Origin of the sequence: Fodinicola acaciae, from assembly GCF_010993745.1 — a bacterium.
Classification (GTDB): domain Bacteria; phylum Actinomycetota; class Actinomycetes; order Mycobacteriales; family HKI-0501; genus Fodinicola; species Fodinicola acaciae.
This window is the reverse complement of sequence record NZ_WOTN01000003.1, coordinates 40818-66631: the sequence shown is the minus strand read 5'-3', so window position 1 is coordinate 66631 and position 25814 is coordinate 40818. Positions and strand designations below refer to the sequence as shown.

Below are 25814 nucleotides of genomic sequence, written 5' to 3'. Positions count from 1 at the left end.
GCGAGATCAGCCGACGCCGGCTTCCAGCGCCGGTACGTAACCCTTGGCGTGGCCATTCACGTTGGGGTGGTAGTTGCCGCCGTCGAGGTACGGGTCGCTGGAGCAGATCTCGTGTCCGGCGAAGGTCGTACGCGCGTCGGAGAAGGTGAATCCGGCCTTGGCGGCCGAAGACTGCGTCGTCGTGGCGAGCGCGTCGGCGACCGAGTTGCCATAGCCGCGTGAGGTCTGCGACGGCTGGCCGGGACACGACGCGGCGAGCGTGAAGATGTGCGGATAACTGAGCACGACGACCTTCGCGTTCGGCGCGTGGCTCCTGATCGCCGCGTAGACCTGGTCGAGCTGTCCCGGCAGCGTGTCGTGGATGTAGGTCTTGGCCCGGTCGGTCGCCGACTTGCAGCCGGAGTCGCCGCCGAGCAGGCACGAGATGAGGATGTTGGCAAAGCCGGCGTCGTTGCCGCCGATGGTGATCGACACCAGGTTGGTGCTCGCGGTCAGCGCACCGACCTGGTTGTTCAGTACGTCGCCGGTCTTCGCGCCGGAGCAGGCCTGGAAGTTCAGCGTCGCGCCGGTCTTGTCGGCATAGACCGCCGGATAGGCCGTCGTCGTACGGCCACAGGTGCCGGCTCCGGTGCCGGAGGAGTAGGAGTCGCCGAGCGCGACATAGTTCGTGGCCGCCTGCACGGGACCGGCGAACGCGACCAACCCCGCCGCGGCCAGACAGGCGGCCGCCAGCGTACGGAACGTACCAGCGATGGACATGGGGGCTCCCTCGTACGAAGTGTGCGCAAACCCTTATCACGGGCTCTTCGATTCAGAGCCGGCCAAGCCACAATTTTGCGGACATAAATAGGTAGTCTCCAGGCCGTCTGCCGTGCGTCGGCGGCCGCTCGGCAAGATGGCGGCTATGCAGCAGACTCGCGAGAAGGTGGCGGTCGCCGAAGGCACGCCGGTGATGGCACGCTGGTGGGCCATCGCGCTGGTGGTGGTGTCCGCCGCCGCGGTGCTGGTCCTTGAGCTGATCTCGGTACGGCTCGCGGCGCCGTACGTCGGCAACACCTTCCAGACCTACACGGCCTCCATCGGCGTGACGCTGGCGGCGATCGCGCTCGGCGCCAACCTCGGCGGCTGGGCCGCGGACACTTGGCCGGCGAAGGCGATCATCGGTCCGCTGCTGGCGCTCGGCGGCGTGCTGGTGTTGGCCAGCAAGCCGATCGTGCTGGCCGTGGGTCCGCTGGTACGCGACACCGGTCCGGCCGGCAGCATCATTCTGATCGGCCTGGCGGCCGCGTTGCCGGTGGCGGTGCTGTCCGCGATCAGTCCGGTGGTGGTGAAAACCCAGCTGTGGACACTGAAAGACAGCGGCACGGTTGTCGGCCGGTTCAGCGCTTTCGGTACGGTCGGCGGCCTCGCCGGCACGTTCCTCACCGGTTACGTCCTGCTCGCGACGCTGCCGGTGTCGGTGATCCTGGTGGGCACCGGCGTCGTACTGGTCGCGATGGGGATCTGGCAGCTGGTCGGATCACGTTGGCTGGCAACCAAACAAGCCGTCGTCGGCGTGGTTTTGGTGCTGTTGCTGGCAGTCGGTGGTGCGGCGGCGCTGCCGGTGCCGTGCGACTACGAAACGGCTTACTACTGCGCTCGTGTCACCGATGATCCACAGCGCCCTGGTGGCCGTACGCTCTGGCTCGATGACGCGCGCCATTCGTACGTCGACATCAACGACTATCGCTATCTCGGTTTTGAGTACACCCAACGATATGGCGATGTCGTCAACGCGATGGCGCCGGTCGGAAAACCGTTGCGTGCGTTGCACATCGGCGGTGGTGGTTTCACCATGCCGCGTTGGCTGGCGGCCACCCGGCCGGGGTCGACGAGCCGCGTGCTAGAGGTCGATCCGGTGGTCGTACGGCTCGGCCGCGAACGGCTCGGTCTGCGCACGTCCGACAGCCTGCAGGTGCGGGTCGGCGACGCGCGGGTCAGCATCCGGTCGGAGCCGGCCGCCGGCTATGACCTGGTGGTCGGCGACGCGTTCGGCTCGACCGCGGTGCCGTGGCACCTGGCCACGAAGGAGTTCGCCGCCGAAGTGCGCCGGGTGCTGCGTCCCGGCGGGGTCTATGTCCTCAACGTCATCGACCTGCCGCCCCTTTCCTTGCTGGGGGCCGAAATCGCGACGGTACGCGCGGTTTTCGGGACGGTCACGGTGATGGGGACCCGCAAAGCGCTGCACGGCAAGGAAGGTGGCAACTTCGTCATCGTCGCCGGCGACCTGCCCGACCGGCAGACTTTGCTCGCCGCCGGCGCGAAACGCGGCGAGCCGGACGACGTGGCGAGCGCGCCACAGCTCGCCGCGCTGGTCGGCGACGCGAGGCCACTCACCGATGACCGCGCGCCGGTCGACCAGCTGATCACCACCTACCGTTACGTGTAGAACTCCTCGAGCAACGGCACGAGCACCTCGTCGGCGACGCCGTGGTCCTGGCCGTCGACGACGCGCGTACGCGCGCCGGGCACCGCGGCGGCCACCGCGTCAGCGGCCTGCTCCGCCCACGGAGCGCTGTTGCCGCCGGCCATCACCAGGGTGGGCACCGAAATCCGGGACAGCCGGTCGGCGTGCACCAAGCCGTCGTCGCAGAGCCGCACGTCGTATGCCAGCGTGTGCGCGATCGCCAACATCGGCTGCCAACCGGGGCTGGTCTTGATGTGGCCGACGACCTCGGCCGGCATGCCGGTCAGCCGCAGGAATTCCTCGGCGGCCTGGTCGCGGTGGCCGGTCGCCGCCAACTCGGCCAGCCGCGCGGCCGTCGGCTCGGCCGGCTCGCCGCCGCCGGTGTAGGGCGGTTCGTAGACGGCGAGCCGCCGCATCGGTACGCCGTACGCGGCGGCCTCCAACGCCAGCACGGCGCCGGACGAGTGACCGAACACATATGCCGGCTCGCCGGCAGCCTCGACGATCGCGGCCAGATCCTCGATCTCGCGCTGCGTCGCGTACGGCTGCGTGTCACCGGAGTCGCCGCGTCCGCGGCGGTCGTAGCGGTAGACCGTGTAGCCGGTCAGCTTCTCGGCGAGCGTGGCGCTCGACTGGCGATCGCAGAAAGCGCCGGTCACCAGCACCAACGCCGGGCCGCTGCCGGTGCGCTCGTACGCGATGACCGTGCCGTCGGCCGATGAAACCTTCTCCATCCTGTCTCCTCTCAGACGTCCATCATTGGACGTCCGAGGAAGACGAAAGTCATCGGTGCCTGGTCACAATGCCTGGGCGGACATGGTGCACCTCCGCCTCAGCTGGCCTGGCCGGTGGCGTCCCACCAGCCGCGCCAGGTGTTGGTGGCGCGGTCCCACCGGTTGAGATAGACCTCGCCGGTCCGCGGCAGCACGCCGGCGACCGAGGCGATCAGGTTGCCGTCGACGGCGGTGATGCCCGGCGCGCCACCGGTGCCGGTGCCCTGCAGGTCCTGCACGTAGACCTCCTGCGGCCGCTCGGCGTCGGCCATCGCCATGAACAGCACCGAGCGGTCGTCGCTGTCCAGCGCCACCATGTCCAGTCCGGTGCCGTCGCGAGTGGTCGCGCCCACCGCCGAGCCGAGCACGACGTCGGCGATCAGTTGCCAATCGGTGCGCGCGCCTCCGTCGCTGCCGAGCACGCGGACGTACGGACGGCGATCGGTGCCGCGGACGACGACCGCGACCCGTTCGTCGGACAGTGTCACCATGGCCATTTCGGCGCTCCTTCCGGCGGACTGGATGACCATTTCCGGCAGCGGCGTGTACGCGACGTTCAGGTCCGGGCCGCCCTGGTACTGCCAGATGTCGCAGGCGACGCCCGGACCGTTGGCGCCATAGCGGGCGAGCCACAGGCGCTGGCCGGGTCGCCGCCAGCCACGACCGGACTGCAGTTCTCCCTGGAATGTCGAGAGATTCGCGTACACACCGGGCCACCAGCCGGTGCGCGCGTGATAGCGCTCGCTGAAGGCGTTGACGAACCCGATGCCCAGACCGCTCACCTCGTAGTCGAGCCAGCCGGGCATGTCGCCGGCTTTCGGCATTTCCACCGACAGCAGGAAATCGGCCTGCGCGGCACCGTTGCCCGGCCTGGCGAAGTGGTATGCGGAGAAGACCTTGCCGGCCGCGCGGGTCGCTCTGGCCCGGTCCAGCGCGCCGGGCGAGACGAAATTGTCCGACTCGGTGAACTTGCCGATGATGAAGTCGTACGCGCCGTAGTTGACGTTGCTGTCGTACGACGAGAGGTCGCGACCTCTCGCGACCACTGGTCGGCTCATGCCACACCTCCACATCATCAATTACGCAATGTAGTTGTACGATAGCAGAAAGTAGTGACATGAGCCAGAGATGGCCGGTTTGACTTGGACGCGCATGGCGTCCAACTTGCCGCCTTGTCCACCCTTCGCGGCGAAGAGTGACAAACTCCGCACGATGTGTGCGCTAGGTCACACAGAGTGGCAAGGTGTGCGGAAACCGGCGAGGAGGCGGCTCGTGACCCGACTGCGGATCCTGCTCATCGCGGCCCTGGCGGTCGCCTGCCTGGCGGCCGGAATGCCGGCCACCACACCGGCCGACGCGGCGAAAAGGCCGGCGGCGGTCACCGACTATTGCCAGGGACAGTGCGGCGACGTCCTGCCGCCGGGGGAAAACGGCAACGCGACGCTGCTCGACATCCTCGGCAACCGGACGATCGGCACGCGGCCGCCGCACACCGACGACCAGCTCGGACCGTACGCGAAGCTGGCGAGCCAATACACCGGACTCACCACGGCACAGCTCAACACCTTCTTCAACGACGCGTCCTTCGGCGTGCCGGCCGACCAGGTCGCCAGTACGGTCTCGCCGCGGCCGGATGTGACGATCGTGCGCGACAAGGCGACCGGCGTCCCGCACATCACCGGCACAACGCGCTCCGGCACCGAGTTCGGCGCCGGCTATGCCGGTGCCGCCGACCGGCTCTGGACGATGGACCTGCTGCGCCATGTCGGCCGCGCGACGCTGACGACTTTTGCTGGCGGCGCACCGGCAAACCGGTCGTTCGAGCAGAGTTTGTGGGCTGGCGCGCCCTACACCGAAGCCGATCTGCAGAGCCAGATCGACCGGCTCGCGTCCGGCTCCGCGCGCGGACAGCAGGCATTGCAGGACGTCAAGGATTATGTCGCCGGCATCAACGCCTACATCTCGCAGTCGGTCGCCAACCGCAACTTTCCCGGCGAGTACGTGCTGACCGGTCACATGGACGCCATCACCAACGCCGGCACCATCGAGCCGTTCAAGCCGACCGACATGATCGCGATCGCGGCGGTCATCGGCGCTCTTTTCGGGACAGGTGGCGGAAACGAGATCGCCTCGGCGCAGGTGCGCCAGGCCGCGCGGGCACGTTATGGCGTTGCCGAAGGCGACCGGATCTGGCGCTCGTTGCGGATGGAAAACGACCCGTCCGCCGTCCTCACCGTCCACAATGGACAGCAGTTCCCGTACGGCGCGGCGCCGGCAAACCCGGTGGGCGCGGCGATGCCGGACAGCGGCTCGCTGACCGCGCAGCCGATCGTGGAAAATCCGCAGGGCTCCGCGACAACGGCGAAAACTCTGGCCGTACGCCCGAAAACGACGCAACCGAAGTCTGGCAAGAAGCCTGATCCGCGCGATCTTTCGCCGGCCAGGGGGATCTTCAACGACGGCGTGTTCGGTCCTGGGTTCGTCGCCAGTACGAAACACAGCATGTCCAACGCGCTGGTGGTCTCCGGCGCGTACACCGACAGCGGCCATCCGATCGCCGTCTACGGTCCGCAGACCGGATATTTCGCGCCGCAGCTGCTGATGCTCCAGGAGCTGCAGGGGCCGGGCATCAGCGCGCGCGGCATTTCCTTTGCCGGCATCAGCATGTATGTGTTGATCGGCCGTGGCCAGGACTACTCGTGGAGCGCCACCTCGGCGGGCCAGGACGTGACCGACACCTTCGCCGTCGAGCTGTGTGAGCCGGACGGCAAGCCGGCGACGAAGGACTCACTTTCCTATCTCTACAACGGACAGTGCACGCCGATGGAGCGGCTGGCGGTGCACAATGCCTGGTCGCCCACGACGGCCGACTCGACGCCGGCCGGGTCGTACGACCTGGTGCGCTATCGGACGAAATACGGTCTGGTCACGTATCGGGGCCTGTCCGGTGGGAAACCGGTGGCCTTCACCAGCCTGCGGTCCAGCTATCGGCACGAGGCCGACTCGATCCTGGGTTTCATGCAGTTCAACGACCCGTCGGCGATCACCTCGCCGCAGGCCTTCCAGCAGGCCGCCGGCGACATCAACTTCACCTTCAACTGGTTCTACGTGGACGCCAAGCACACCGCCTACTTCAACTCCGGCCACAACCCGGTCCGTCCGTCCAATGTGGACGGTAACCTGCCGGTGTGGGGCCAGCCGGCGTACCAGTGGCGGGGCTGGGACCCGGACACCAACACGGCACAGTACACACCGGCGGCGCAGCATCCGCAGGCGATCGACCAGGACTACTTCGTCAGCTGGAACAACAAGCAGGCGGCCGGATTCACCGTGGCCGATTACGGCCAGGGTTCGGTGCACCGGGTGGCACTGCTGGACAGTCGTGTCAAGGCAATGGTGGCCAGTGGTCAGAAAGTGACACGCGTGTCGCTGACCAAAGCCATGCAGGACGCGGCACAGACCGACCTGCGCGGCGAGGACGTGCTGCCGGTGTTGTTGCGGGTGCTGGACAGCGCGCCGATCACCGACCCGGACGTGTCGGCGGCGGTGGCCACCCTGCGTGCCTGGCAGCAGGCCGGCGCCAAGCGGGTCGAGACCAGCTACGGCAGCCACAAATATGTGAACGCCGAGGCGATCCGGATTTTGGACGCCTGGTGGCCACTTCTGGTCAAGGCCGAGTTCGCCCCGGGAATGGGGGACGGCCTGTACGACGCGCTCGCGCGTACGCTGCAGATCAACGAATCGCCCTCCGGCCAACAAAACGGCGACGCCGGCGGTGGCGGGAGCCTCAACGAGGCCCAGCCGCACAAGGGTTCCTCCTTCCAGTACGGCTGGTGGAGCTATGTCAACGCCGACCTGCACCAGGTGCTCGGTCAGCCGCTGCCGAGCCGGTTGGGCGCGACCTATTGCGGAAACGGCGAACTATCGGCCTGTCGGCAGGCGTTGACCGCCAGCCTCAAACAGGCAGCCGCGCAACCGGCCAACGAGGTGTACGCGGCGGACGCGGATTGTTCGGCAGGCGACCAGTGGTGCGCGGATTCGATCATCCAGCGGCCGCTGGGCGGCATCACGGACGGGAAAATCAGCTGGCAAAACCGTCCTACCTATCAGCAAGTAGTCCAGTTCCCTACAGGACGTAGTTGAGCCGGCGGGAAAATCCGCACCGAAATTCGAACGCGCGTTCGAATTTCGGTGCGGTGTAGAAGATAACGCCGCAGGTTGCCGTACTTCCTCGGACCTCCGTGTTGTTTTCGTCGCCGAGCGATATTGTCCAGCGAACGCCGTAACGGTATGGTCTCCGCGAGCGATCTTGGTTGGTTGCCCTCCGACCCGGCAGGTGGGAAAGCGCACCGGATCGCCTCGATGTCGGGGACGTGTCGTCTTCGCGCCAACGGGATGACCACTGCGGCCGCGAATGCGCTCGCAGAAAGGCTGGACGCTACTGATGCCGGAGAGCTCATGACGCTGAGACGTGATCAGCGCCTGTGGGCCGAACATCTGCGGGTTGCCGACGACCTGTGGTTCATCGCACACGATGACCGCACGGGCAAGCCGCGGGTGAGTCCCGTCGCGCTGGACTGCGGGCTGGCCGGCGCTCTGGTGGGGGAGCTGGTGCTGTCCCGCAACATCCAGGTGCGCGACGGTCGCATCCACGTACTGACCGGAAAACTTCCGGACGACGCGGCGACGCTGGAAATACTGGAGAACATGCTCGCCGAGCCGCACCACGACGTGCGGACCTGGCTTACGTACCTGAGCCAGAACGCGACCACGACGGTGACCAACCGGCTGGTTCGCAACGGCATGCTGGAGCCACAGGAAACCCGGCGGCTGCTCAAAACCGTGATCGTCTACCGGCCGACCGACCTGGAAGGAGCGTTCTGGCGGTCCGGCCGGCTGGAGGCGGCACTGGCCGGCAAACGCGGACAGACCACCTGGGGAGAGATCTTCCTCGGCGGGCTGCTCGGCGCGGTCGGCATGCTGCAACTGGACCTCTGGGACGACGGGCCCAGGATTTCCGAGTTCGTCCATGGCATTCTCGCCAAGGCCGACCCGTCCCTGCGGGAGATCACCGCGACCGTGCACAGTCTCATCGGCGAGGCCGTACTGCGAATGCGGCACTGACCTCGTCCAACCCCACACCCACCCTCGTTCACTGGAGCTCTCCACGATGGCCCAATCTCCGCCAACTCTCGGCACACGATCGAGCATCGTGTCGTCATCGCTGGCCGCGAACCGGCTCGGCATCATGCACGTGGTTTTCTTCGTCATCACCGCCGCCGCGCCGCTGACGGTCATCGCCGGCGTGGTGTCCACCGGCTGGCTGGTGACCGACATCAAGGGCCTGCCGCTGGCGTTCCTGATCGTCGCCGTCGTGCTCGCACTGTTCTGCGTCGGGTACGTCGCGGTCGCCAGGCGGATCCGCAACGCCGGCGCGTTCTACACCTACATCGCGAAGGGTCTGGGCAAGCCGCTTGGGGTGGGCGGCTCGTTCATCGCTCTCTTCGCGTACGGGATGATGCAGTGGGCCACCTATGGCGGCATCGGTTTCACGCTGGCGACGCTGGTGCACGACAAGACCGGCGCGAGCGTGCCGTGGTGGGTTTTCTCGCTGATCGCCTGGGCCGCGGTCGCGGTGATGGGTGTGCTTCGCGTCGACCTCAACTCCAAGGTGTTGGCGGTCGCGCTGATCGCCGAGGTCATCGTCGTGGTGATCTATGACATCGTCGACGTAGCGCATCCGTTCAAGGGATCGGTGAGCCTGGAAACCTTGTCGCCGGCCAGCCTTTCCGGTGCAGGCCTGGGAATCGCGTTCGCGATCGCGGTGACCGGTTACGTCGGTTTCGAGGCGGCGGCGGTTTTCTCCGAGGAATCCAAGGAACATGACCGTACGGTGCCGGCGGCGACCTACCTTTCGCTTGTCGTCATGGCGGTTCTGTACGCGATTTCGGCGTGGGCCATGTCGGTCGCGATCGGCCCGGACAACCTGCACACCGCGGCGGAGAAATACCAGAGCGCGCTGCCGGGCGCGATCGTCGCGCAGAACCTCGGCGGCACCCTCGCCGTCGACATCGGCCAGATTCTGTTCATGACCTCGCTGGTGGCGGCGGCGCTGTCGTACCACGGCACATGCTCGCGCTACACCTTCGCGCTCGGTCGTGAGCGGGTGCTGCCGGCGTTCCTCGGCCGCACCAGCGTACGGACCAACGCGCCGTACATGGCCTCGATCATGCAGAGCTCGATCGGCCTGCTGCTCATCATCGGTTTCGCGGTCTTCAACGGCGACCCGCTGGTGAACTTCTTCTTCACGCTGGGAACCGTTGGCGGATTCGGCGTACTGATCCTGGTCACGTGCACGTCGATGGCCGTTGTCGGCTTCCTCAACCGCAATCCGGACGGCGAGTCGGTCTGGCAGCGGATCGTGGCGCCGATCCTGGCCACCCTCGGTCTGATCACGGTCGTCATCCTGATCCTGTCGAATTTCGGTGCCCTGCTTGGCGCGCCGGACTCGCCGCTGCGGTTCGTCTTCCCGATCGTCTACCTTTTGCTTGGCATCGGCGGCATCGTGTGGGGCCTGTTCCTGCGCCGGTCGAAGCCCGGCGTCTACAACGCGATCGGCCTCGGCGCCGGCGCCAACGCCAATCCGTTCGGCTCCGACCCGCAGCCGCGCCGTCAGGCAGGTGCGGCGTGAGCGACATAGACGTACGCCGCGCCGACGCCACCGAAAGCGCCGCGGTCGCTCAGGTCATCGCGACCTCTTTCCATCATCTCGACGTCTCCAGATGGCTCGTCCCCGACGACGCCGAGCGAGCCCGGATTTTCCCGTCGTACTTCCGCATCGCCGTCGACCACGCCATCGAGCACGGCGAGGTGCTGGTGAGCCCCGACCTGTCCGGCGTGGTCGTCAACTTCGTCGTACCAGGCCCGGACCCGGAAGACTACGACGCACGCCTGGCCGAGGCGTGCGGCGAGTGGACACCACGAGTGCAGCGCCTCGACGAAGCGATGCATCATGCGCACCCAACCGGTCGCGGTGACCATGAATACTGTGCGCTTTTCGGTGTCATGCCAGAATTTCAGAACAAGGGTCTTGGCACGGTTTTGCTACAGTCGTGGTGCGATGCGCTCGACAAGGCCGGTAAACCCGCGTATCTGGAAGCAAGCAACTCCAACAGCCGCCGCTTCTACGAACGGGCCGGTTTCGTCGATTGCGCGGAACCGCTGGATTTGCCGTACGAGGGCGAGCGGATGTACCCAATGTGGCGTGACCCTGCCTGATTTTGTTGGTGTTTGGTGAAAGCGGCGTCGTCGGTTGTCGGCGCCGCTTCCGTTTGGTGGTACGGAGAAGTGGTTCAGTTTTCAATTTTGTTGCGTGTGAGGTGGTCGCGTTTTCCTGGTTGTTGCGGCTGGGGGGCTGGTGGCGCCTTCATTTTGTTGCGTTTTTGGGGGTGGTGCGCCTGCGCGGCGGGCGCTCCTGCGCGGAGGACGACCTCAAGGGGAGGGGCGCGCGGGGTTCGCTGTTGGTCCGGTTGAGTGCGGCGTGTGCGGTTTCGTACGGGGTGCGAACCAGGAGCGCGGCTGGGGCGCCGGAGCTGCGGTGGCGTCCCGGTCTGTGGCGGGAGGGTCCACTATGTGGGATGCGAAGGCATGTGGAGCGCTAAATGTCCGGCTTGTGAGGGTCGTGGATGGCGTGAATGTCGAGTTTCTTGCGTTGGACGCAAGGAGCAAGGCTTTCATGCCGCCGCGATCACCGGAGGCCGTGGCGAGTGTGACTATTGAGGCTGATAATGCTGTTGTGATTGTTGGGCTGCAACAAATGTCCGTTTTGATGTCTTGTTTAACAAGTATTACGCAGTCAAGCTGCCTCACCCGCATTATCAGCCACACCAGTCACACCAACACCACTCGGGACGCTGTGATGGCATGCATGCCGACGGGTTGCTTCCCATACGAGCAAGCCCAGAAAACCCAGCTCCGCCCACAAACCGCCGCCCGCACCCCCAATGCACACGATTGGCGGCCACGCGCCCCCTCCCTTGAGGTCGCTCGCCGCGTAGGCGCGCCCGCCGCGCAGGCGAAAAACCCAACCACCCATCCACGCAACAAACATGGAGACCCAACCACCCCTCGACGCAACGAACATGAGGACGCAACCACCTCACCAACGCAACCAAACCGGCGACGCAATCACCTCCTCAACGCACCAACCAACAGCCACAACCACCTACCCCTAGATTGCTAGCATCCTAGACATGCCAACCTCCAAACCCCCCACCAAGATCCAGTTCAATGTCTACCTCCCCCCACCTCTCATCCGCCGCATCAAACACCACGCCATCGATGTCGACACCTCGCTCTCGGCGCTGGTGGCCGAAGCCTTGGAGGAATACCTGGACCGGCGGGAGAGGAAAGGGTAGGGGTCGCCGAAACTGTCGGGGGTGGCCGGGAGGCTGGGAGTTTGTCAGCAGCCGGTCGGACAGGAGGAACAAGTGACGACCAACAGCGGTGGGCTGTCGCCGGTGGATCTGGCGGCTAGGTTGATCGGGGACGCCGGCGACCAGCGGTACGCGGGGATGCCGGATGTGCTGCGGCGGTGCATGGCGCGGTTGGTGGCGCACGGCTGTGACCAGCCGCGCGTGCTCGACGAGGCGGTGGGCTGGCTGCTGGGCGTGCGCGTACGCATGCTCGCGACCTGCGGTTGGCTGCCGGTCGACATGGTGGAGATCAGCCGGCGGCGGCTCGATCGGCATGCGGCGAGTTATCTTGCCGACGCGGTGGCGACCGAGTGTGCCAGGCATGCGCCGGCGACGCTGGACGATCGCTGGACCGGTCAGCTCCGGGAGTTGGATGCCACGGTGTGGTGGGGCCGCGGGTCCACGCACCTGCCGTCCTGGTGCGCGCGCCACGGCCGCACGTTGACCGACGCGGTGGCGGTCGTCATCGAGCTGCTGGCGCTGTGCCGTTCGCTGCCGAAGCTGCCGGTCATCGCGGCGCCGCCTGGCCAGGCGGTCGTCGGTACGCGGCCGCCGGCCGGTGTCGACGAGAAGATCCTCGGCCGGGTCCGTGGCCTGCTGGCCAAGGCCGAGTCGACGGAGTTCGACGAGGAGGCCGAGGCCCTGTCGGCGAAGGCGCAGCAGCTGATGAGCCGCTATGCGCTGTCGCGCGCCATGGTGGAGTACGAGCGCGGCGCCGCGACCGCCACCACGACCCATCGGATGTGGCTGGAAAACCCTTACCTGACCGCGAAAGCAAGCCTGGTCGGCGTGGTCGCCTCGGCCAACCGCTGCCGCACGGTGGTGACCGCGTCGCTCGGCTTCGCCGAGATCGTCGGCGACCCGGTCGACGTGGAGGCGACGGTGTTGCTGGCCACCTCGCTGCTCGTGCAGGCGACCAGGGCGATGGTCACCGCCGGCCGGCACGTCACCCGCACCGGCCAGTCGCGTACGCGGTCGTTCCGGCAGTCGTTCCTGGTCGCGTACGCCGGCCGGATCGGCGAGCGGCTGGCCGCGGCCGCCGAGCAGGTGACAGAGGAGGTCGTCACCGGCACCGAGCTGCTGCCGGTGCTGGCCAGCCGCCGCGAGGCGATCGACGCGGCGGTGGCCGAGCATTATCCGCGGCTGCGGCCGCTGGACATCAGCGTGAGCAACCGCGACGGCTGGGGTGCCGGCAGGGCGGCGGCCGACGCGGCGCACCTCGGTCTGGAAAGGCCCAGCCTGACGTGAGAGGTCGCGCAGATCGGGGGAGCGGGCGGCAGCCGACGCTGGATCTCGACTCTCACCCACACCCCGGATCTGCGCGACCTCCAGGTCGTAGGCTGGTGCGCATGCCGACCCAGACTCGACCTCCACTGACTCCTGGCCAGCTGTCGCCGGCCCGGCGGGTGCCTGGTGACATCCCGCGGCCGGAGTACGTCGGAAAGAAGGCGCCGAAGCCGTTTCGCGGCAGCGAGGTCAAGTCGGCCGACGTGATCGAGCGGATGCGGGTCGCCGGCCGGATCGCGGCGCAGGCGCTGGCGGTCGGTGGCGAGCAGGTCCGGCCCGGTGTGACGACCGACGAGATCGACCGCGTGGTGCACGAGTTTCTCTGCGACCACAAGGCTTATCCGTCGACCCTCGGCTATCGCGGCTTCCCGAAGTCGTGCTGCACCAGCCTCAACGAGGTGATCTGCCACGGCATCCCGGACTCGACCGTCATCCAGGACGGCGACATCTGCAACATCGACGTGACCGCTTTCATCGACGGCGTGCACGGCGACACCAACGCCACCTTCCTCGCCGGCGAGGTGAGCGAGGAGGCGAGGCTCCTGGTGGAGCGTACGCACGAGGCCACCATGCGCGGCATCAAGGCGGTCGCGCCGGGCCGGCGGATCAACGTGATCGGCCGGGTCATCTCCTCGTACGCGAAACGGTTCGGCTATGGCGTCGTGCGCGACTTCACCGGCCACGGTGTCGGCGAGACGTTCCACAGCGGGCTCTACGTGCCGCACTACGACAACCCCGACCTGGAGACGGTCATCGAGACCGGGATGACCTTCACCATCGAGCCGATGATCACCCTCGGCGACTACCGGCACGACACCTGGGCCGACGGCTGGACGGTCGTCACCAAGGACCGCAGCTGGACGGCGCAGTTCGAGCACACCCTGGTGGTCACCGACGACGGCTACGAAATCCTGACGCTGCCGTAAGAGCCCGGCGGCGTCAGCGGACGCGCGTGAGCACCGCGTACCAGTCTGGCGTGTCGACCCGCCGCAGGTCGGCCATCTGCCACTTCTCCGGCCCGATCACGAACGTCTCGCCGGGCCGCAGGTCGCGGTTGGTCGGCGCGGTGTCGGTCGGCCGGACCGCCAGCACGACGCTCGGCGTGCCGTCGTCCTCCCTGGTCACGCTCACGCCGGTGATGGTGCCGGCGCCGGTCGGATGCTCGATCCCGTGCCGGATGATGATCTTGTTCGCGGGGTAGGTCATGGGGCTGAGCGCGGTCCTCGAGATCAGGGATATGTCGGGCTTGCCTGACCGTACGGCCCCAGCCTGCCCGTGTCCATCATTCCGGAGGGTGACGTCGGTTAATGAATCTGTGCGATGTCGGCCCCTCTCGGCATGATGTCCAGATGACTATTGCCCCCTTGATTGACGCGGTGATTTTCGACTGGGGTGGGACGCTGACTCCCTGGCACGTGATCGACGTGGCCGAATCCTGGGCCGCGTACGCGCAGGCCTACCAGGCCGCGAGCGACACCGCTGCGGACCCGGAGGTGGCCAAGGCGCTGGCCGCCGCCGAGGAGGCCGCGTGGCTGCGCAGCCGCGACGAGCACCGCAGCACCACGTACGCCGACATCGTCCGCTCCGCCGGCCTCGACCCCGGGAGCGAGGCACACCAGGTGGCGGTGGCCGCCTATCACGAGTGGTTCGAGCCGCACACCTATCTCGACCCGGACGTGCCCGAGGTGTTCGCCGGACTGGCCGCGCGCGGCATCCGGATCGGCGTCCTGTCCAACACGATCTGGCCGCGCGCCGACCACGAGCGCGTGTTTGCCAGGGACGGCGTGCTCGACCAGATCGACGGCGCCGTCTACACCTGCGAGGTGCCGTGGACCAAGCCGCATCCGGAGGTCTTCAAGGCGGCGGTGTCGGCGGTCGGCGCCAGCGACCCGACGCGGTGTGTGTTCGTCGGCGACCGGCTCTTCGACGACGTGTACGGCGCGCAGGCCGTCGGCATGAAGGCGGCCTGGGTGCCGCACTCCACGATCCCGGACTGGCAGCGCGGCCACACCGAGGGCGAGCCGGACGCGGTGTTGCAGCGGCTCTCCGAGCTGCTGCCGGTCATCGACAAGTGGTCTAGCGCTTGACCAGGTCGTGAGCCGACTCGATGACCATCGCCGCGTACGCGCGCAGGTCGTTGCGCCGCGCGAACCGGTTGTTGTGATAGAGCGAGCCGCTGTTGCCGAGCCGCAGCCGCAGCGCCTCACGGACGATCCGGTGCCACTCCGTCGCGAACGTTCCCATCGCGTAGTGGCACGCGCCCTGCTTCGACGTGATGTTGCCGGTGGCCAGCGTGTAGTGCAGCCGCGTCACGCCGGTCACCGTCCAAGCGGCCTCGAAGTCGCTCAGTGACACCACGCCGCCGCGGCTGAGCAGCCGGCCGGTCCGGTCGAGCCGGCGGCGCCAGTACGAGTCGAGGTTGCCGGTGGTCCATCGTGCCAGCAGCTCGGGGTCGGTCCAGATCTCCAGCTCGGCCGGCTGCGGACCGCGCAGCGGCACGCCGTAACGCGCGAGCGTGTGCCAGGTGATCGGGTTGGGCGGACTGCCGTCGGCGGTCAGCCGGCCCTCGTGGCTGCGCGGCCGGCGGCGCTCGTCGGTGCCGCCGCGCGGCAGGTCGTCCCAGGTCACGTAGACACCGTCGAGATACGGCCGGCGCCGGTCGCGGAGCCGGTCGTGCACCTCGGCCAGCGCCGCCAGCGCGGCGGTGTCCGGCCGTGCGGCGGTGACGGCGACGAAGTCGATGTCGCTGGCGTGCGGCTGAAAGTCGCCGAGCGCGGCCGATCCCTCCAGGTAGAAGCCCTCGATCAGGCCAGGCGCTCGCTCGTCGACGGCTTCCAGATAGCCGAGGACCGCTTCGGTGACCATGGAATGGAGAGGCATCGCTGACCAGTCTGCAACGTGCGTATCGGTTGGTGATCGCGGGGCTACCCTGTGGATCAGGTTATGTCCGGTTTGCGGTGGAAATCTCCCGGCGAGTCGTGCGACACGCCTAAGAGACTGTTGGGGAGCTGAGGTGCGCGAGAGTCGACGTTTGGGCTCGGCTATCGCATGCCTCAGTTCCCCAACAGTCTCTAAGAGCCAGGGAAAGGGACGGTTGGTGGCGAGCCGGCGCGCTGCCGCCAGGTCGTCGCGCGTACGGCCGCGTCGGTCAGCGCGTCGACGGCCGTACGCCGGTCGTCGCCGGAGGTCGGAGCGACCGCGGCGCGCCACAGCGCGGCGATCCGCTCCTCGATGGTCACCGCCAGCTTGCGCGCGTCTGCCGCCGAGGTGACCGGGAACGGCAGCCCGTACGCGGCGCTCGCTGCCGGCGCGTCGACGCCGGCGGCGGTCAGCCGGGCGGTCAACGCGTCACGCCGTTTTTGGTGCGCGGCCTGGCAGTCCATGACCATCGACCGGTCGTTGCCGGAGGTGCGTGCGCCGACCACGCCGTAGCCGAAGATCGCCGCGTGCTCGCCGGACAGCGCGGCCTGCAGCGCCGACGCGCCGGGCAGGTCGCTCATGTCAGCACCTCGACGTGGCTGGACTCGGAGGCGGCCAGGCTGGCCAACAGCGTCGCGTCCTCATCATTGGCGGTCAGGCAGAGCGCGACCGCGGCGGCCGCCTGCTTACGTTCCAACGCGGCCAACTGCTGCCGGGCGCCACTCGCCGAGTTCGCCGACAACGACCCCGCCGGGGATGGCTGAGCCGACCCGGACGGCCTCGGCTCCGGGTCGCGCCTGGCGATCAGCGCGGTGAGCGCCTTGACGTGCGCGGCGTGATCGGTGCGTACGCCACCGACGCGCTCGTTGAGCACACCGAACCGCCCGACCGCCTGGTCATAGCTGGCGGCCAACGCCTTCTCGGCCGCCAGCAACGTTTTCAGCGCGGTGGTGACCGGGTCAGGTGGCGCCGGCTGGCCCGTGCACGCCGCGACCCCGGCCACCGACAACCCGGCGCCGGCCAGCAGCACCGCTCGCCGGCTGTGACCCACCGTCCCGCCTTCCCCCGTCCCGTACCAGGCCATCATTCTTCCAGGGAGAGCGACGCGGTGACACGCGCGGCCCCTCCCATACCACGCCCGCCCCGCGATGATCGACGTCTGGCGTACGAGCCGGTTGCGGCCGGAACGGATATCCTCGCCGCAGGTGGTGTGAGCGGCCATAACTGCACAGTGGCCGGAGGAGGCACCGGCCGGAGGCTGTCCGGCCGGGGCTCTTTCGTCGGTTGGTGCCTATGACAGGGGAGGTGTCCGTGGCGGGTAGGACGTCCAGGCAGGCGGCTGGGGGCCGGACGCGTGCGGGATCCCCGAGGCCGGCGGAGCAGGCACGGCGTACGGCCGACGGCGTCGAGCCGACCGTACGGCCGGTGGTGGAGGCGGCCGGCTACGACCTGGAGGACCTGACGGTCAGCCGTGCCGGCCGGCGGGACGTGCTGCGCGTGGTGGTCGACCGCGACGGCGGTGTCGACCTGGACGCGGTGGCGGAGGTGTCCCGGCAGATCTCCAAGGCACTGGACGGCCACGACGGTGAGTTCGACGGTCCGCCGTACACGCTGGAGGTCACCTCGCCGGGCGTCGACCGGCCGCTCACCGAGCCGCGGCACTGGCGCCGCAACATCGGCCGGCTGGTCGCGGTGACCGCCGGCGGCAGCGCGCTGACGGCGCGGATCGTGGCCGCCGACGACGCCGGAGTCACGCTGCGGACCGATGGCGGCTCGCAGGACTGGGAGTACGCGCAGCTGGGACCTGGCAAGGTCAAGGTGGAGTTCACCGGCGGCCAGCGCAGTGAAGGGGAGGCCACGTGAACATCGACATCGCCGCGCTGCGGGCCGTGGAACGCGAACGGGAGATCTCGTTCGACACGATCATCGCCGCCATCGAGAGCGCACTGCTGACCGCCTATCGGCACACCGACGAGGCGCATCCGCACGCGCGGGTGGAGATCGACCGCAAGACCGGAGCGGCCACCGTGTGGGCCGCCGAGACCGGTCCGGACGGCGAGGTGCTGCGCGAGTACGACGACACGCCGGCCGGTTTCGGCCGGATCGCCACCATGACCGCCAAGCAGGTCATCCTGCAGCGGCTCCGCGAGGCCACCGACGACGTCACCTTCGGCGAGTTCGCCGGCAAGGAGGGCGAGGTCATCGCCGGCATCGTGCAGCGTGACAACGCTCGTGCCGAGCGCGGTCTCGTCCAGGTGTCGCTGGGCAAGATCGAGGCGACGCTGCCGCCGGCCGAACAGGTGCCCGGCGAGCAGTACGGTCACGGTTCGCGGATCAAGTGCCTGGTCATCGGCGTCACCAAGGGAATGCGCGGTCCGCAGGTCACGCTCTCCCGCAGCCACCCCAACCTGGTCCGCAAGCTGTTCGCGCTGGAGGTGCCGGAGATCGCCGACGGCACGGTCACCATCGCCGCGGTGGCGCGCGAGGCCGGCCACCGGTCGAAGATCGCGGTCAGTACGAAGGCAGAAGGCGTCAACGCCAAAGGCGCCTGCATCGGTCCGATGGGCTCGCGCGTACGCGCCGTCACCAGCGAGCTCAACGGCGAGAAGATCGACATCGTCGACTTCTCCGAGGACCCGGCCGAGTTCGTCGGCAACGCGCTGTCGCCGGCCAAGGCGCTCAAGGTCGAGGTGATCAGCGCCACCGAGAAGTCGGCGCGCGTCACGGTGCCGGATTACCAGCTGTCGCTGGCGATCGGCAAAGAGGGACAGAACGCCCGGCTCGCCGCGCGACTGACCGGCTGGCGCATCGACATCCGCAGCGACGCGCAAAGCCCGGCACCGGAGTCTCCGTCCGGTCATGCCCCCAACGCGACCGCGGGGTAGACTCTGAGGAAGCTTGGAGACCAAGCCCGCCATTCAGCGTGCCTGCAGGAGTTGAGATCACGAACGCTCCGGTTCGTACGTGCATCGGATGCCGGGAGAGGGCTCCAGCCGCAGACCTTCTGCGCGTCGTCATGGTCGGTCACGAGGTCGTGGCCGATCCGGCGCGCAGGCGTCCGGGACGAGGGGCTTGGTTGCACCCCGACCCGGGCTGTCTCGCATCGGCGGAACGGCGGCGCGCGTTCGCGCGCGCGTTGCGTGTGTCCGGGTTCCAACCCGCGACAGACGAGGTCCACCGGTACGTGGCAACGGCAACGGGGACACAGTGCGGACCAACCGGTTCGTACGCGAGGAAGAAGTAGGTCGATCCGGTATGAGCAAGCGATGAAGTCGCCAGCATGAACAGGCTTCAGCACTAACCGTGGGATCGAGCGGGTTCGCCGCCGGTCCCGGTAAGGAGACCAGTGGCAGGCAAGGCCCGCGTCCATGAGCTCGCCAAAGAGCTCGGAGTGGAAAGCAAGACCGTACTCGCGAAGTTGAAGGACCTTGGCGAGTTCGTGAAGTCGGCGTCGTCGACGGTGGAGGCACCGGTCGCGCGACGGCTCCGCGAGTCCTTCCAGCAGCAGACTTCCGGCGGTGGCGGCAGCGCGTCGGCTCCGGCGGCTCCGGCCGCCGCGTCGGCTGGGTCGGCCGGGTCGACGAGGAGCTCCTCGGCCAAGCCGAAGGCACCGTCGCCGCGTACGCAGGCCAAGCCCGGCCCCAAGCCGGGTCCGCGGCCGCAGCCGGGCGCACCGGCCCGTGGCCCGCTGCCCGGTCCGGCGCCGAGCGCGCAGAGTGTGGAGGCGAAGGCCGCCGAGGCGCGGCTCGCCGAGATGCAGGCCGCTCAGGAGGCCGCCGCGGCGGCTCGCGCCGCCGAGTCGCAGACCGAGGCTCCGGCCAAGCCGGCACAGCCGGCCGCCGCGTCCGGCGCGGCTCCGACCGCGCCCAACGCGCCGAAGCCGGGTCCGCGTCCCGGCCCCAAGCCAGCGGCGCCGGGTCCCGGCCAGAACCAGGGCGGCCCGCGTCCCGGCGGTGGCCGTGGCGGTCCGGCGCGACCCGGCAACAACCCGTTCGGCGTCGGTGCCGGTACGCCGCCGCCGCGTGCACCGCGTCCCGGCCCGCCGTCCGCTGGCGATGCGCCCAACCGCGGTCCGCGTCCCGGCCCCGGTGCCGGCATGCCGCCGCGTCCCGGTGGCGGCCAGGGTGGCCCCGGCGGTCCGCGCCCCAACCCCGGCATGATGCCGCCGCGGCCCAACCCCGGCAGCATGCCGCAGCGCGCGCCGCGTCCCGGCGGTGGCGGTCCGGGCGGTCCCGGCGGCGGTGGCCGCGGCGGACCGGCGCGGTCCGGCGGCGGCGGTGGCCGTCCCGGTGGTGGCGGCGGTCGTCCCGGCGGCGGTGGCGGTGGCGGCGGCTTCCGTGGCGGTCCAGGTGGCGGCGGCGGTGGCGGCGCGCCGGCTGGCGGCGGCTTCCGCTCCGGTGGCGGTGGCGGCGGTCGTCCAGGTGGCGGCGGTCGCGGCCGCGGTGGTACGGCCGGTGCGTTCGGCCGTCCCGGTGGCCGGCCGACCCGTGGCCGCAAGTCCAAGAAGCAGCGGCGTCAAGAGTTCGACAACCTGTCCGCGCCGACCATGCAGTCCGGTGCGCCTCGCGGCAACGGCGAGACGATCCGGCTCGCGCGCGGCGCGTCGCTGGCCGACTTCGCCGACAAGATCAACGCCAACCCGGGTTCGCTGGTCCAGGAGGCCTTCAACCTCGGCGAGATGGTGACCGCGACGCAGTCGTGCTCGGACGAGACGCTGCAGCTGATGGGCGAGCACCTCAACTACGACGTGCAGATCGTCAGCCCGGAGGACGAGGACCGCGAGCTGCTCGCGCGCTTCGACCTGGAGTTCGACGGCGAGTACGACGAGCACGAGTTCGTCGCGCGACCGCCGGTGGTGACCGTCATGGGTCACGTCGACCACGGTAAGACCCGCCTGCTGGACACCATCCGTAAGGCGAACGTGGTGGCCGGCGAGGCCGGTGGCATCACCCAGCACATCGGTGCATACCAGGTGCACGTCGAGCACGACGGCCAGGACCGCGCGATCACCTTCATCGACACCCCGGGTCACGAGGCGTTCACCGCCATGCGTGCGCGTGGTGCCGAAACCACCGACATCGTGGTGCTGGTGGTCGCCGCCGACGACGGCGTGAAGCCGCAGACGATCGAGGCGCTCAACCACGCGCAGGCGGCGAAGGTGCCGATCGTGGTCGCCGTCAACAAGATCGACAAGGAGGGCGCCGACCCGGCCAAGGTGCGCGGCCAGCTCACCGAGTACGGCCTGGTGCCGGAGGAGTACGGCGGCGACACCATGTTCGTCGACGTGTCCGCCCGCGCCAACATCAACATCGACGGCCTGCTGTCCGCGGTGCTGCTGACCGCCGACGCGGCGCTGGAGCTGACCGCTCCGGTCGACGTGCCGGCGCAGGGCACCGTGATCGAGGCCCGGCTGGACCGCGGCCGCGGTCCGGTGGCCACCGTGCTGGTGCAGCGCGGCGTCCTCAAGGTCGGCGACTCGGTCGTCACCGGCGAGGCGCACGGCCGCGTACGCGCGATGCTCGACGAGCACCTGGTGCCGGTGAAGGAGGCGGGTCCGTCCCGGCCGGTCCGGGTCCTGGGTCTGACCGCGGTGCCGGACGCCGGCGACAACTTCCTGGTCGTACCCGAGGACCGGGTGGCCCGGCAGATCGCCGACCAGCGGGCCGCGCGCGAGCGCAACGCTCAGCAGGCGGCCAGCCGGGCGCGTCCGACCCTGGAGTCGATCTTCGAGCGGCTCAAGGAGGGCGAGAAGACCACCCTGTCGCTCATCCTGAAGGGCGACGTGTCGGGTTCGGTGGAGGCGCTGGAGGACTCGCTGCTGAAGATCGAGGTGGCCGACGAGGTCCAGCTGGACATCATCGGTCGCGGCGTCGGCGCGATCACCCAGAACGACATCAACCTGGCGCGTACGGCCGACGCGGTGATCATCGGCTTCAACGTCCGGGCCGAGCGCAACGCGCGCGACCTGGCCGAGCGCGAGAACGTCGACATCCGCTACTACTCGGTCATCTACCAGGCGATCGACGATGTCGAGGCGGCGCTGAAGGGGATGCTCAAGCCGGAATACGAGGAGGTCCAGCTCGGCACCGCGGAGATCCGCGAGGTCTTCCGGTCCAGCCGGTTCGGCAACATCGCCGGTTGCCTCGTCCGCTCCGGCCTGATCCGCCGCAACGCCAAGGCGCGGCTGATCCGGGACGGTGCGGTGGCCGCGGACAACCTCACGGTCGAGTCGCTCAAGCGGTTCAAGGACGACGCGACCGAGGTGCGCGAGGGCTACGAGTGCGGCATCGGACTCGGCTCGTTCAACGACATCCGGGTGGATGACGTGATCGAGACGTTCGAGATGCGCGAGAAGCCACGCACGTAACCGAAACAGGCCCGGCGTTCCGATGATGTCTTGGTGGCGCCGGGCTTTTCCACATATGGAGAACATGTTCACCGGAGTGTGTGTCTTCGACGTGCTGCTGCCGTCGGACTCCAGGTCGTTGAAGGTCAAGCGGTCGTACGTCCGTCCGGTGCTGGCTGCCCTGCGCAAGCTGGAGGTCTCCGCGGCCGAGGTCGGTGGCCAGGACCTGCACGGCCGTACGGAGATCGGCGTGGCCGTGGTGTCCGGGGAGGCGGCGCAGGTGCGCGACGTGATCGACGCCTGTGAGCGCATCGTGGCCGCGCGGCCGGAGCTCCAGCTGTTGTCCGCGCGGCGGCGTTGGTACGGGGAAGACGACTGAACGGAGCGGTCATGGTTGACGCAGCGAGGGCACGCAAGCTCGCGGTGCGGATCAAGGAGATCGTCGCCGACATGGTGCGGCGGCAGATCAAGGACCCGCGGGTCGACATGGTGACGATCACCGACGTGAAGATCACCGGCGACCTGCGCGACGCCACCGTCTACTACACGGTTTTCGGTGACGAGACGCAGTGGGCCGAGGCCGGCGCCGCGCTCGACTCGGCGACCGGGGTGCTGCGCAGCGCGGTCGGCAAGCAGACCGGTGTGCGCTACACGCCGACGCTGGCGTTCGTCGCGGACAAGGTGCCGGAGGGTGCTCGCCAGCTCGACGAGCTGCTGGAGAAGGCCCGCCAGTCCGACGCGGCCGTACGCGCGACCGCCGCCGGCGCCACGTACGCCGGTGACGCCGACCCGTACAAGCACGACGAGGACGACGAGTAGGTGGCGGCGTAATCCCTATGTACGCCGTGCTGATCGCACCGTCGGCGAACCGCGTCTATGCCGAGGCGTCGGTGTCGTTGCTGACCGCAGAGCTGGGCGTCTTCGCGTCCACGCTGTTGGACGGCCGGTTGTCGGCGATCCGCGAGGAGCGTCTCGCCGGCGTTCCGTACCTGGTTTTCGACGGCACACTGTCCGATGTGGACATCGGTGCGTTGGCCAATCTTTCGTCGCTGTACGCGCTTTTCGAGCTGCACGGCGATCTGCTCAGGCCGGTGCCGGCGACCGGCCTTGACCGGTTTTCCAGCGACCTGGTCAGCATTCCCAAGTACGCCGGCAAAACCAACGAGCAGTTCACCAAGCTGCTGCTCAACGTCACGGCCGTCTCCACCGACCGGCCGGCCGATTTCCTTAGCCGCCGGCTGCGGGTGCTCGACCCGATGTGCGGCCGCGGTACGACACTCAACCAGGCGATGACATACGGTTTCGACGCCACCGGCGTTGACCTGGACGGCAAGGATTTCGAGGCGTACGCGGGATTTCTGCGCACCTGGCTGAAGACCAAGCGGCTCAAGCACACCGCCGAGATCACGCCGCTGCGTCGCAACCGCGCGCGGCTCGGCCGCCGGTTCGACGCGCTGGTCGGCGACCGGAAAGCCGGTGAGCCGCAGAAAATCTGCTTCGTCAACGCGGATACGTTGCGGAGCGCGGAAATCTTCAAGGCGGCGTCCTTCGACGTGTTGGTCACGGATCTGCCGTACGGTGTGCAGCACGGCAGCCGGCAGTCCGGGGCACTGTCGCGGAGTCCGTTGACTCTGCTGGCCGAGGCCGTCAGCCCCTGGTCGAAGCTCGTACGACCCGGCGGCGCCGTCGGGATCTCGTGGAACACCTACGGCGGCTCGTGGGACGAGGTCGCCGAGATCCTGGCCAGCGCTGGCTTTTGCGTACTCTCCGGCGATGCCTACCGCGGCTTCGCCCACCGCGTCGACCAAGCCATCAACCGCGACCTGATCGTGGCGACGGTCCCGACCTGACGGGTTTCCGACAAGCGTCGGCGAGGTAAAGGTTAGGTGACTCTTCGTCGGCCGGGACCTGAATCGCGGAAATGGCCACAAAGTTCTCACTGCGACCGACTGGATGCGTCAAGTTGGTGCCGGATGGCAGAAAGTCTCGCGTTCGGCATTCCCATTCCTGAATCTCCGCACTAAAGTCCACGGCCGGCCTGGCTTGCGGTGACCGGACGGAGACTTTCCGTTGGTCGTCGCGAGCGATTTTGTCATGAATACACTTGTTTGTCGGGACGGTGGCATGGAGTTGGCGCAACAGTTCGTCGTGGTCCGCAATCGGGAGGAGCAGTACTCGATCTGGCCGGCCGACCGGGATCTGCCGCCGGGTTGGACGGCGGACGGCACAGTTGGCAGCAAGGAAAACTGCTTGGCGCATATCGACCAGGTGTGGACGGACATGCGTCCGGCGAGCCTGCGGCGAGCGGGGTCGTGATGACGGATGTCTCGACCGACGAGGAAACGCTTGCGCCGTTCGATCCGTCATCGACGGATGTCATCAGCAATCCCTATCCGACCTACCAGCGTTACCGCGAACGTGACCCGGTGCACTGGGGTGTGTCCGCACTCGCCGGTTATCCAGGCGCCTGGTATGTCTTCCGGCACGCCGACACTTTGGTCGTACTGAAGGACGAACGGTTCGCGAAGGCACGGCGGTCGGCGCCGTCGCCGACCGGCGGCCAGCCGGTGACCCGGCCGATTCCGGACGCCGCGAAGCCGTATTTCGCGATGGCGCGCACCTGGATCGCGCATCGCGATCCACCCGACCACACTCGGCTGCGCGAGCTGTTGTGGCCGCATTTCACCGTTGGTGCAGTGCAACGGCTTCGACCGGTGGTCAACCGGATCGCCGACTATCTCATCGACCGGCTCGACACCGGTGCGGCCGACCTTGTCGCCGACTATGCGGCGGTGCTGCCTTTCCACGTCGTGGCCGGCTTGTTGGGCGTGCCCGAGCCTGACTGGCCCCGACTGGTCGACTGGTCGATCCCGATGCGCAACGTCGGCACCGGTACGACCGAGCAGACCTGGCGGCAGGCCAGTGCCGCGGTGACGGATTTCGGCCAGTATCTGGGAGAACTCGTCGAACGCCGGCGCAAGGAGCCGGCCGACGACCTGCTCACCAGGCTGGTCGAGGCGCGGGAGGCCGGTGCGTTCGTCGATGACGACGAACTGGTCGCCAACGCACTCTTCCTGGTTTTCGCCTCCGCCGGGCTGCACACGACCACGGCGCTGGTGGCGACCACCGTACGGCTGTTGCTGACCCATCCCGCCGAGAAAGCCAAGCTGGCCGCCGATCCGGCGTTGCTGCCGGCCGCGGTGCACGAGGTCCTGCGGCTCGAACCGCCGTTGCAGATGACCAACCGGACGGCGGCAGCGGACGTCGAGCTTGCTGGGCAGCGCATCGCCGAAGGCGACTCGGTGCTGGCGATCCTGGCGTCGGCAAACCGCGATCCGGCGGTTTATCCGGAACCGGACCGGTTCGACATCGCTCGCCGTCGGCAGTCACACCAGACATTCAGCGCCGGCATCCACACCTGCTTCGGTGGTCCGATGGCCAGCCTGGAAGCCGAAATCGCGGTTGACCGGCTGTTGCGGCGGCTCCCCGGCCTGGCGCTTGCCGGCCCGGCCGAATGGCTGGCCACCGGTTCGCTCCGCCAGCTGAGCACCCTGCCTGTCACATACTGA

At 68.4% G+C, this 25814-nt stretch carries 25 protein-coding genes; 18 read left to right on the top strand and 7 right to left on the bottom strand.

The window, feature by feature from the left end:
- Window positions 1–6: 6 nt before the first annotated feature.
- Window positions 7–759 (bottom strand): SGNH/GDSL hydrolase family protein, encoded by a 753-nt coding sequence (locus tag GNX95_RS26625; RefSeq protein WP_163510289.1) that lies wholly within the window; start codon window positions 757–759, stop codon window positions 7–9.
- 145 nt (window positions 760–904) lie between these two features.
- On the opposite strand from GNX95_RS26625, the gene GNX95_RS26620 reads away from it, so the two are divergent.
- Window positions 905–2428, top strand: a complete 1524-nt coding sequence (locus GNX95_RS26620; protein ID WP_222853969.1) for a fused MFS/spermidine synthase — start codon at window positions 905–907, stop codon at window positions 2426–2428.
- Here GNX95_RS26620 and GNX95_RS26615 read toward each other — a convergent pair.
- Both GNX95_RS26615 and GNX95_RS26610 read right to left on the bottom strand, forming a co-directional pair.
- Entirely contained in the window at window positions 2419–3180 is a 762-nt protein-coding gene (locus GNX95_RS26615; RefSeq protein WP_163510288.1) for an alpha/beta fold hydrolase, read from the bottom strand. The two genes, GNX95_RS26620 and GNX95_RS26615, sit on opposite strands and share 10 nt — an antisense overlap.
- Before the next feature lie 98 nt (window positions 3181–3278).
- On the bottom strand, window positions 3279–4277 hold the full coding sequence (locus GNX95_RS26610) for a glycoside hydrolase family 25 protein (RefSeq protein ID WP_163510287.1): 999 nt from the start codon (window positions 4275–4277) through the stop codon (window positions 3279–3281).
- Between the two features lie 214 nt (window positions 4278–4491).
- On the opposite strand from GNX95_RS26610, the gene GNX95_RS26605 reads away from it, so the two are divergent.
- The 7 genes from GNX95_RS26605 to map all read left to right on the top strand — a co-directional run bounded on the left by GNX95_RS26605 (window position 4492) and on the right by map (window position 13906).
- Window positions 4492–7362 (top strand): penicillin acylase family protein, encoded by a 2871-nt coding sequence (locus GNX95_RS26605; RefSeq protein ID WP_222853968.1) that lies wholly within the window; start codon window positions 4492–4494, stop codon window positions 7360–7362.
- Window positions 7363–7677: 315 nt separating this feature from the next.
- Window positions 7678–8343, top strand: a complete 666-nt coding sequence (locus tag GNX95_RS26600; RefSeq protein ID WP_163510286.1) for a GOLPH3/VPS74 family protein — start codon at window positions 7678–7680, stop codon at window positions 8341–8343.
- Window positions 8344–8431: 88 nt separating this feature from the next.
- Entirely contained in the window at window positions 8432–9910 is a 1479-nt protein-coding gene (locus tag GNX95_RS26595) for an APC family permease (protein WP_222853967.1), read from the top strand.
- The gene (locus GNX95_RS26590) at window positions 9907–10497 is read left to right on the top strand and encodes a GNAT family N-acetyltransferase (RefSeq protein WP_163510284.1); all 591 of its coding nucleotides are present in this window, start codon (window positions 9907–9909) and stop codon (window positions 10495–10497) included. Before GNX95_RS26595 ends, GNX95_RS26590 begins: the two co-directional genes overlap by 4 nt.
- Before the next feature lie 974 nt (window positions 10498–11471).
- On the top strand, window positions 11472–11636 hold the full coding sequence (locus tag GNX95_RS26585) for a ribbon-helix-helix protein, CopG family (protein ID WP_163510283.1): 165 nt from the start codon (window positions 11472–11474) through the stop codon (window positions 11634–11636).
- A gap of 72 nt (window positions 11637–11708) precedes the next feature.
- Window positions 11709–12941 (top strand): DUF2786 domain-containing protein, encoded by a 1233-nt coding sequence (locus tag GNX95_RS26580; protein ID WP_163510282.1) that lies wholly within the window; start codon window positions 11709–11711, stop codon window positions 12939–12941.
- 101 nt (window positions 12942–13042) lie between these two features.
- Window positions 13043–13906: a type I methionyl aminopeptidase gene (gene map / locus GNX95_RS26575; protein WP_163510281.1), complete on the top strand. Its 864-nt coding sequence runs from the start codon at window positions 13043–13045 to the stop codon at window positions 13904–13906.
- Window positions 13907–13919: 13 nt separating this feature from the next.
- Here the strand turns inward: map and GNX95_RS26570 are convergent, their stop codons facing one another.
- Window positions 13920–14186 (bottom strand): DUF6406 domain-containing protein, encoded by a 267-nt coding sequence (locus GNX95_RS26570; RefSeq protein ID WP_163510280.1) that lies wholly within the window; start codon window positions 14184–14186, stop codon window positions 13920–13922.
- 143 nt (window positions 14187–14329) lie between these two features.
- Here GNX95_RS26570 and GNX95_RS26565 point away from each other — a divergent pair, with 143 nt between their 5' ends.
- A complete protein-coding gene (locus GNX95_RS26565) occupies window positions 14330–15067 on the top strand; it encodes an HAD family hydrolase (protein ID WP_163510279.1) in 738 nt (245 codons plus the stop codon).
- On the opposite strand, the gene GNX95_RS26560 is transcribed toward GNX95_RS26565, so the two are convergent.
- From GNX95_RS26560 to GNX95_RS26550, 3 genes are all read right to left on the bottom strand, one after another.
- Window positions 15057–15860 (bottom strand): nucleotidyltransferase domain-containing protein, encoded by an 804-nt coding sequence (locus GNX95_RS26560; protein ID WP_163510278.1) that lies wholly within the window; start codon window positions 15858–15860, stop codon window positions 15057–15059. The two genes, GNX95_RS26565 and GNX95_RS26560, sit on opposite strands and share 11 nt — an antisense overlap.
- A gap of 191 nt (window positions 15861–16051) precedes the next feature.
- Window positions 16052–16480: a ferritin-like domain-containing protein gene (locus tag GNX95_RS26555; RefSeq protein ID WP_163510277.1), complete on the bottom strand. Its 429-nt coding sequence runs from the start codon at window positions 16478–16480 to the stop codon at window positions 16052–16054.
- Window positions 16477–16950: a hypothetical protein gene (locus GNX95_RS26550; protein WP_163510276.1), complete on the bottom strand. Its 474-nt coding sequence runs from the start codon at window positions 16948–16950 to the stop codon at window positions 16477–16479. Before GNX95_RS26550 ends, GNX95_RS26555 begins: the two co-directional genes overlap by 4 nt.
- Window positions 16951–17210: 260 nt before the next feature.
- Between GNX95_RS26550 and rimP the strand changes: the two genes are divergently transcribed.
- From rimP to GNX95_RS26505, 9 genes are all read left to right on the top strand, one after another.
- Window positions 17211–17762, top strand: coding sequence for a ribosome maturation factor RimP (gene rimP, locus GNX95_RS26545; RefSeq protein ID WP_246281770.1), 552 nt, complete (start codon window positions 17211–17213; stop codon window positions 17760–17762).
- Complete coding sequence (gene nusA, locus GNX95_RS26540) at window positions 17759–18784, top strand: transcription termination factor NusA (protein WP_163510274.1); 1026 nt, start codon at window positions 17759–17761, stop codon at window positions 18782–18784. Before rimP ends, nusA begins: the two co-directional genes overlap by 4 nt.
- A gap of 38 nt (window positions 18785–18822) precedes the next feature.
- On the top strand, window positions 18823–19143 hold the full coding sequence (locus GNX95_RS26535; protein WP_163510273.1) for a YlxR family protein: 321 nt from the start codon (window positions 18823–18825) through the stop codon (window positions 19141–19143).
- 102 nt (window positions 19144–19245) lie between these two features.
- Window positions 19246–22266 (top strand): translation initiation factor IF-2, encoded by a 3021-nt coding sequence (gene infB, locus GNX95_RS26530; RefSeq protein ID WP_163510272.1) that lies wholly within the window; start codon window positions 19246–19248, stop codon window positions 22264–22266.
- A gap of 64 nt (window positions 22267–22330) precedes the next feature.
- On the top strand, window positions 22331–22624 hold the full coding sequence (locus GNX95_RS26525; protein ID WP_163510271.1) for a DUF503 domain-containing protein: 294 nt from the start codon (window positions 22331–22333) through the stop codon (window positions 22622–22624).
- An 11-nt stretch (window positions 22625–22635) separates the two neighbouring features.
- Entirely contained in the window at window positions 22636–23064 is a 429-nt protein-coding gene (gene rbfA / locus GNX95_RS26520) for a 30S ribosome-binding factor RbfA (protein WP_163510270.1), read from the top strand.
- Window positions 23065–23081: 17 nt separating this feature from the next.
- On the top strand, window positions 23082–24095 hold the full coding sequence (locus GNX95_RS26515; RefSeq protein WP_246281769.1) for a TRM11 family SAM-dependent methyltransferase: 1014 nt from the start codon (window positions 23082–23084) through the stop codon (window positions 24093–24095).
- Window positions 24096–24369: 274 nt separating this feature from the next.
- Window positions 24370–24561 (top strand): MbtH family protein, encoded by a 192-nt coding sequence (locus GNX95_RS26510; protein ID WP_163510269.1) that lies wholly within the window; start codon window positions 24370–24372, stop codon window positions 24559–24561.
- Entirely contained in the window at window positions 24561–25814 is a 1254-nt protein-coding gene (locus tag GNX95_RS26505) for a cytochrome P450 (RefSeq protein ID WP_163510268.1), read from the top strand. Before GNX95_RS26510 ends, GNX95_RS26505 begins: the two co-directional genes overlap by 1 nt.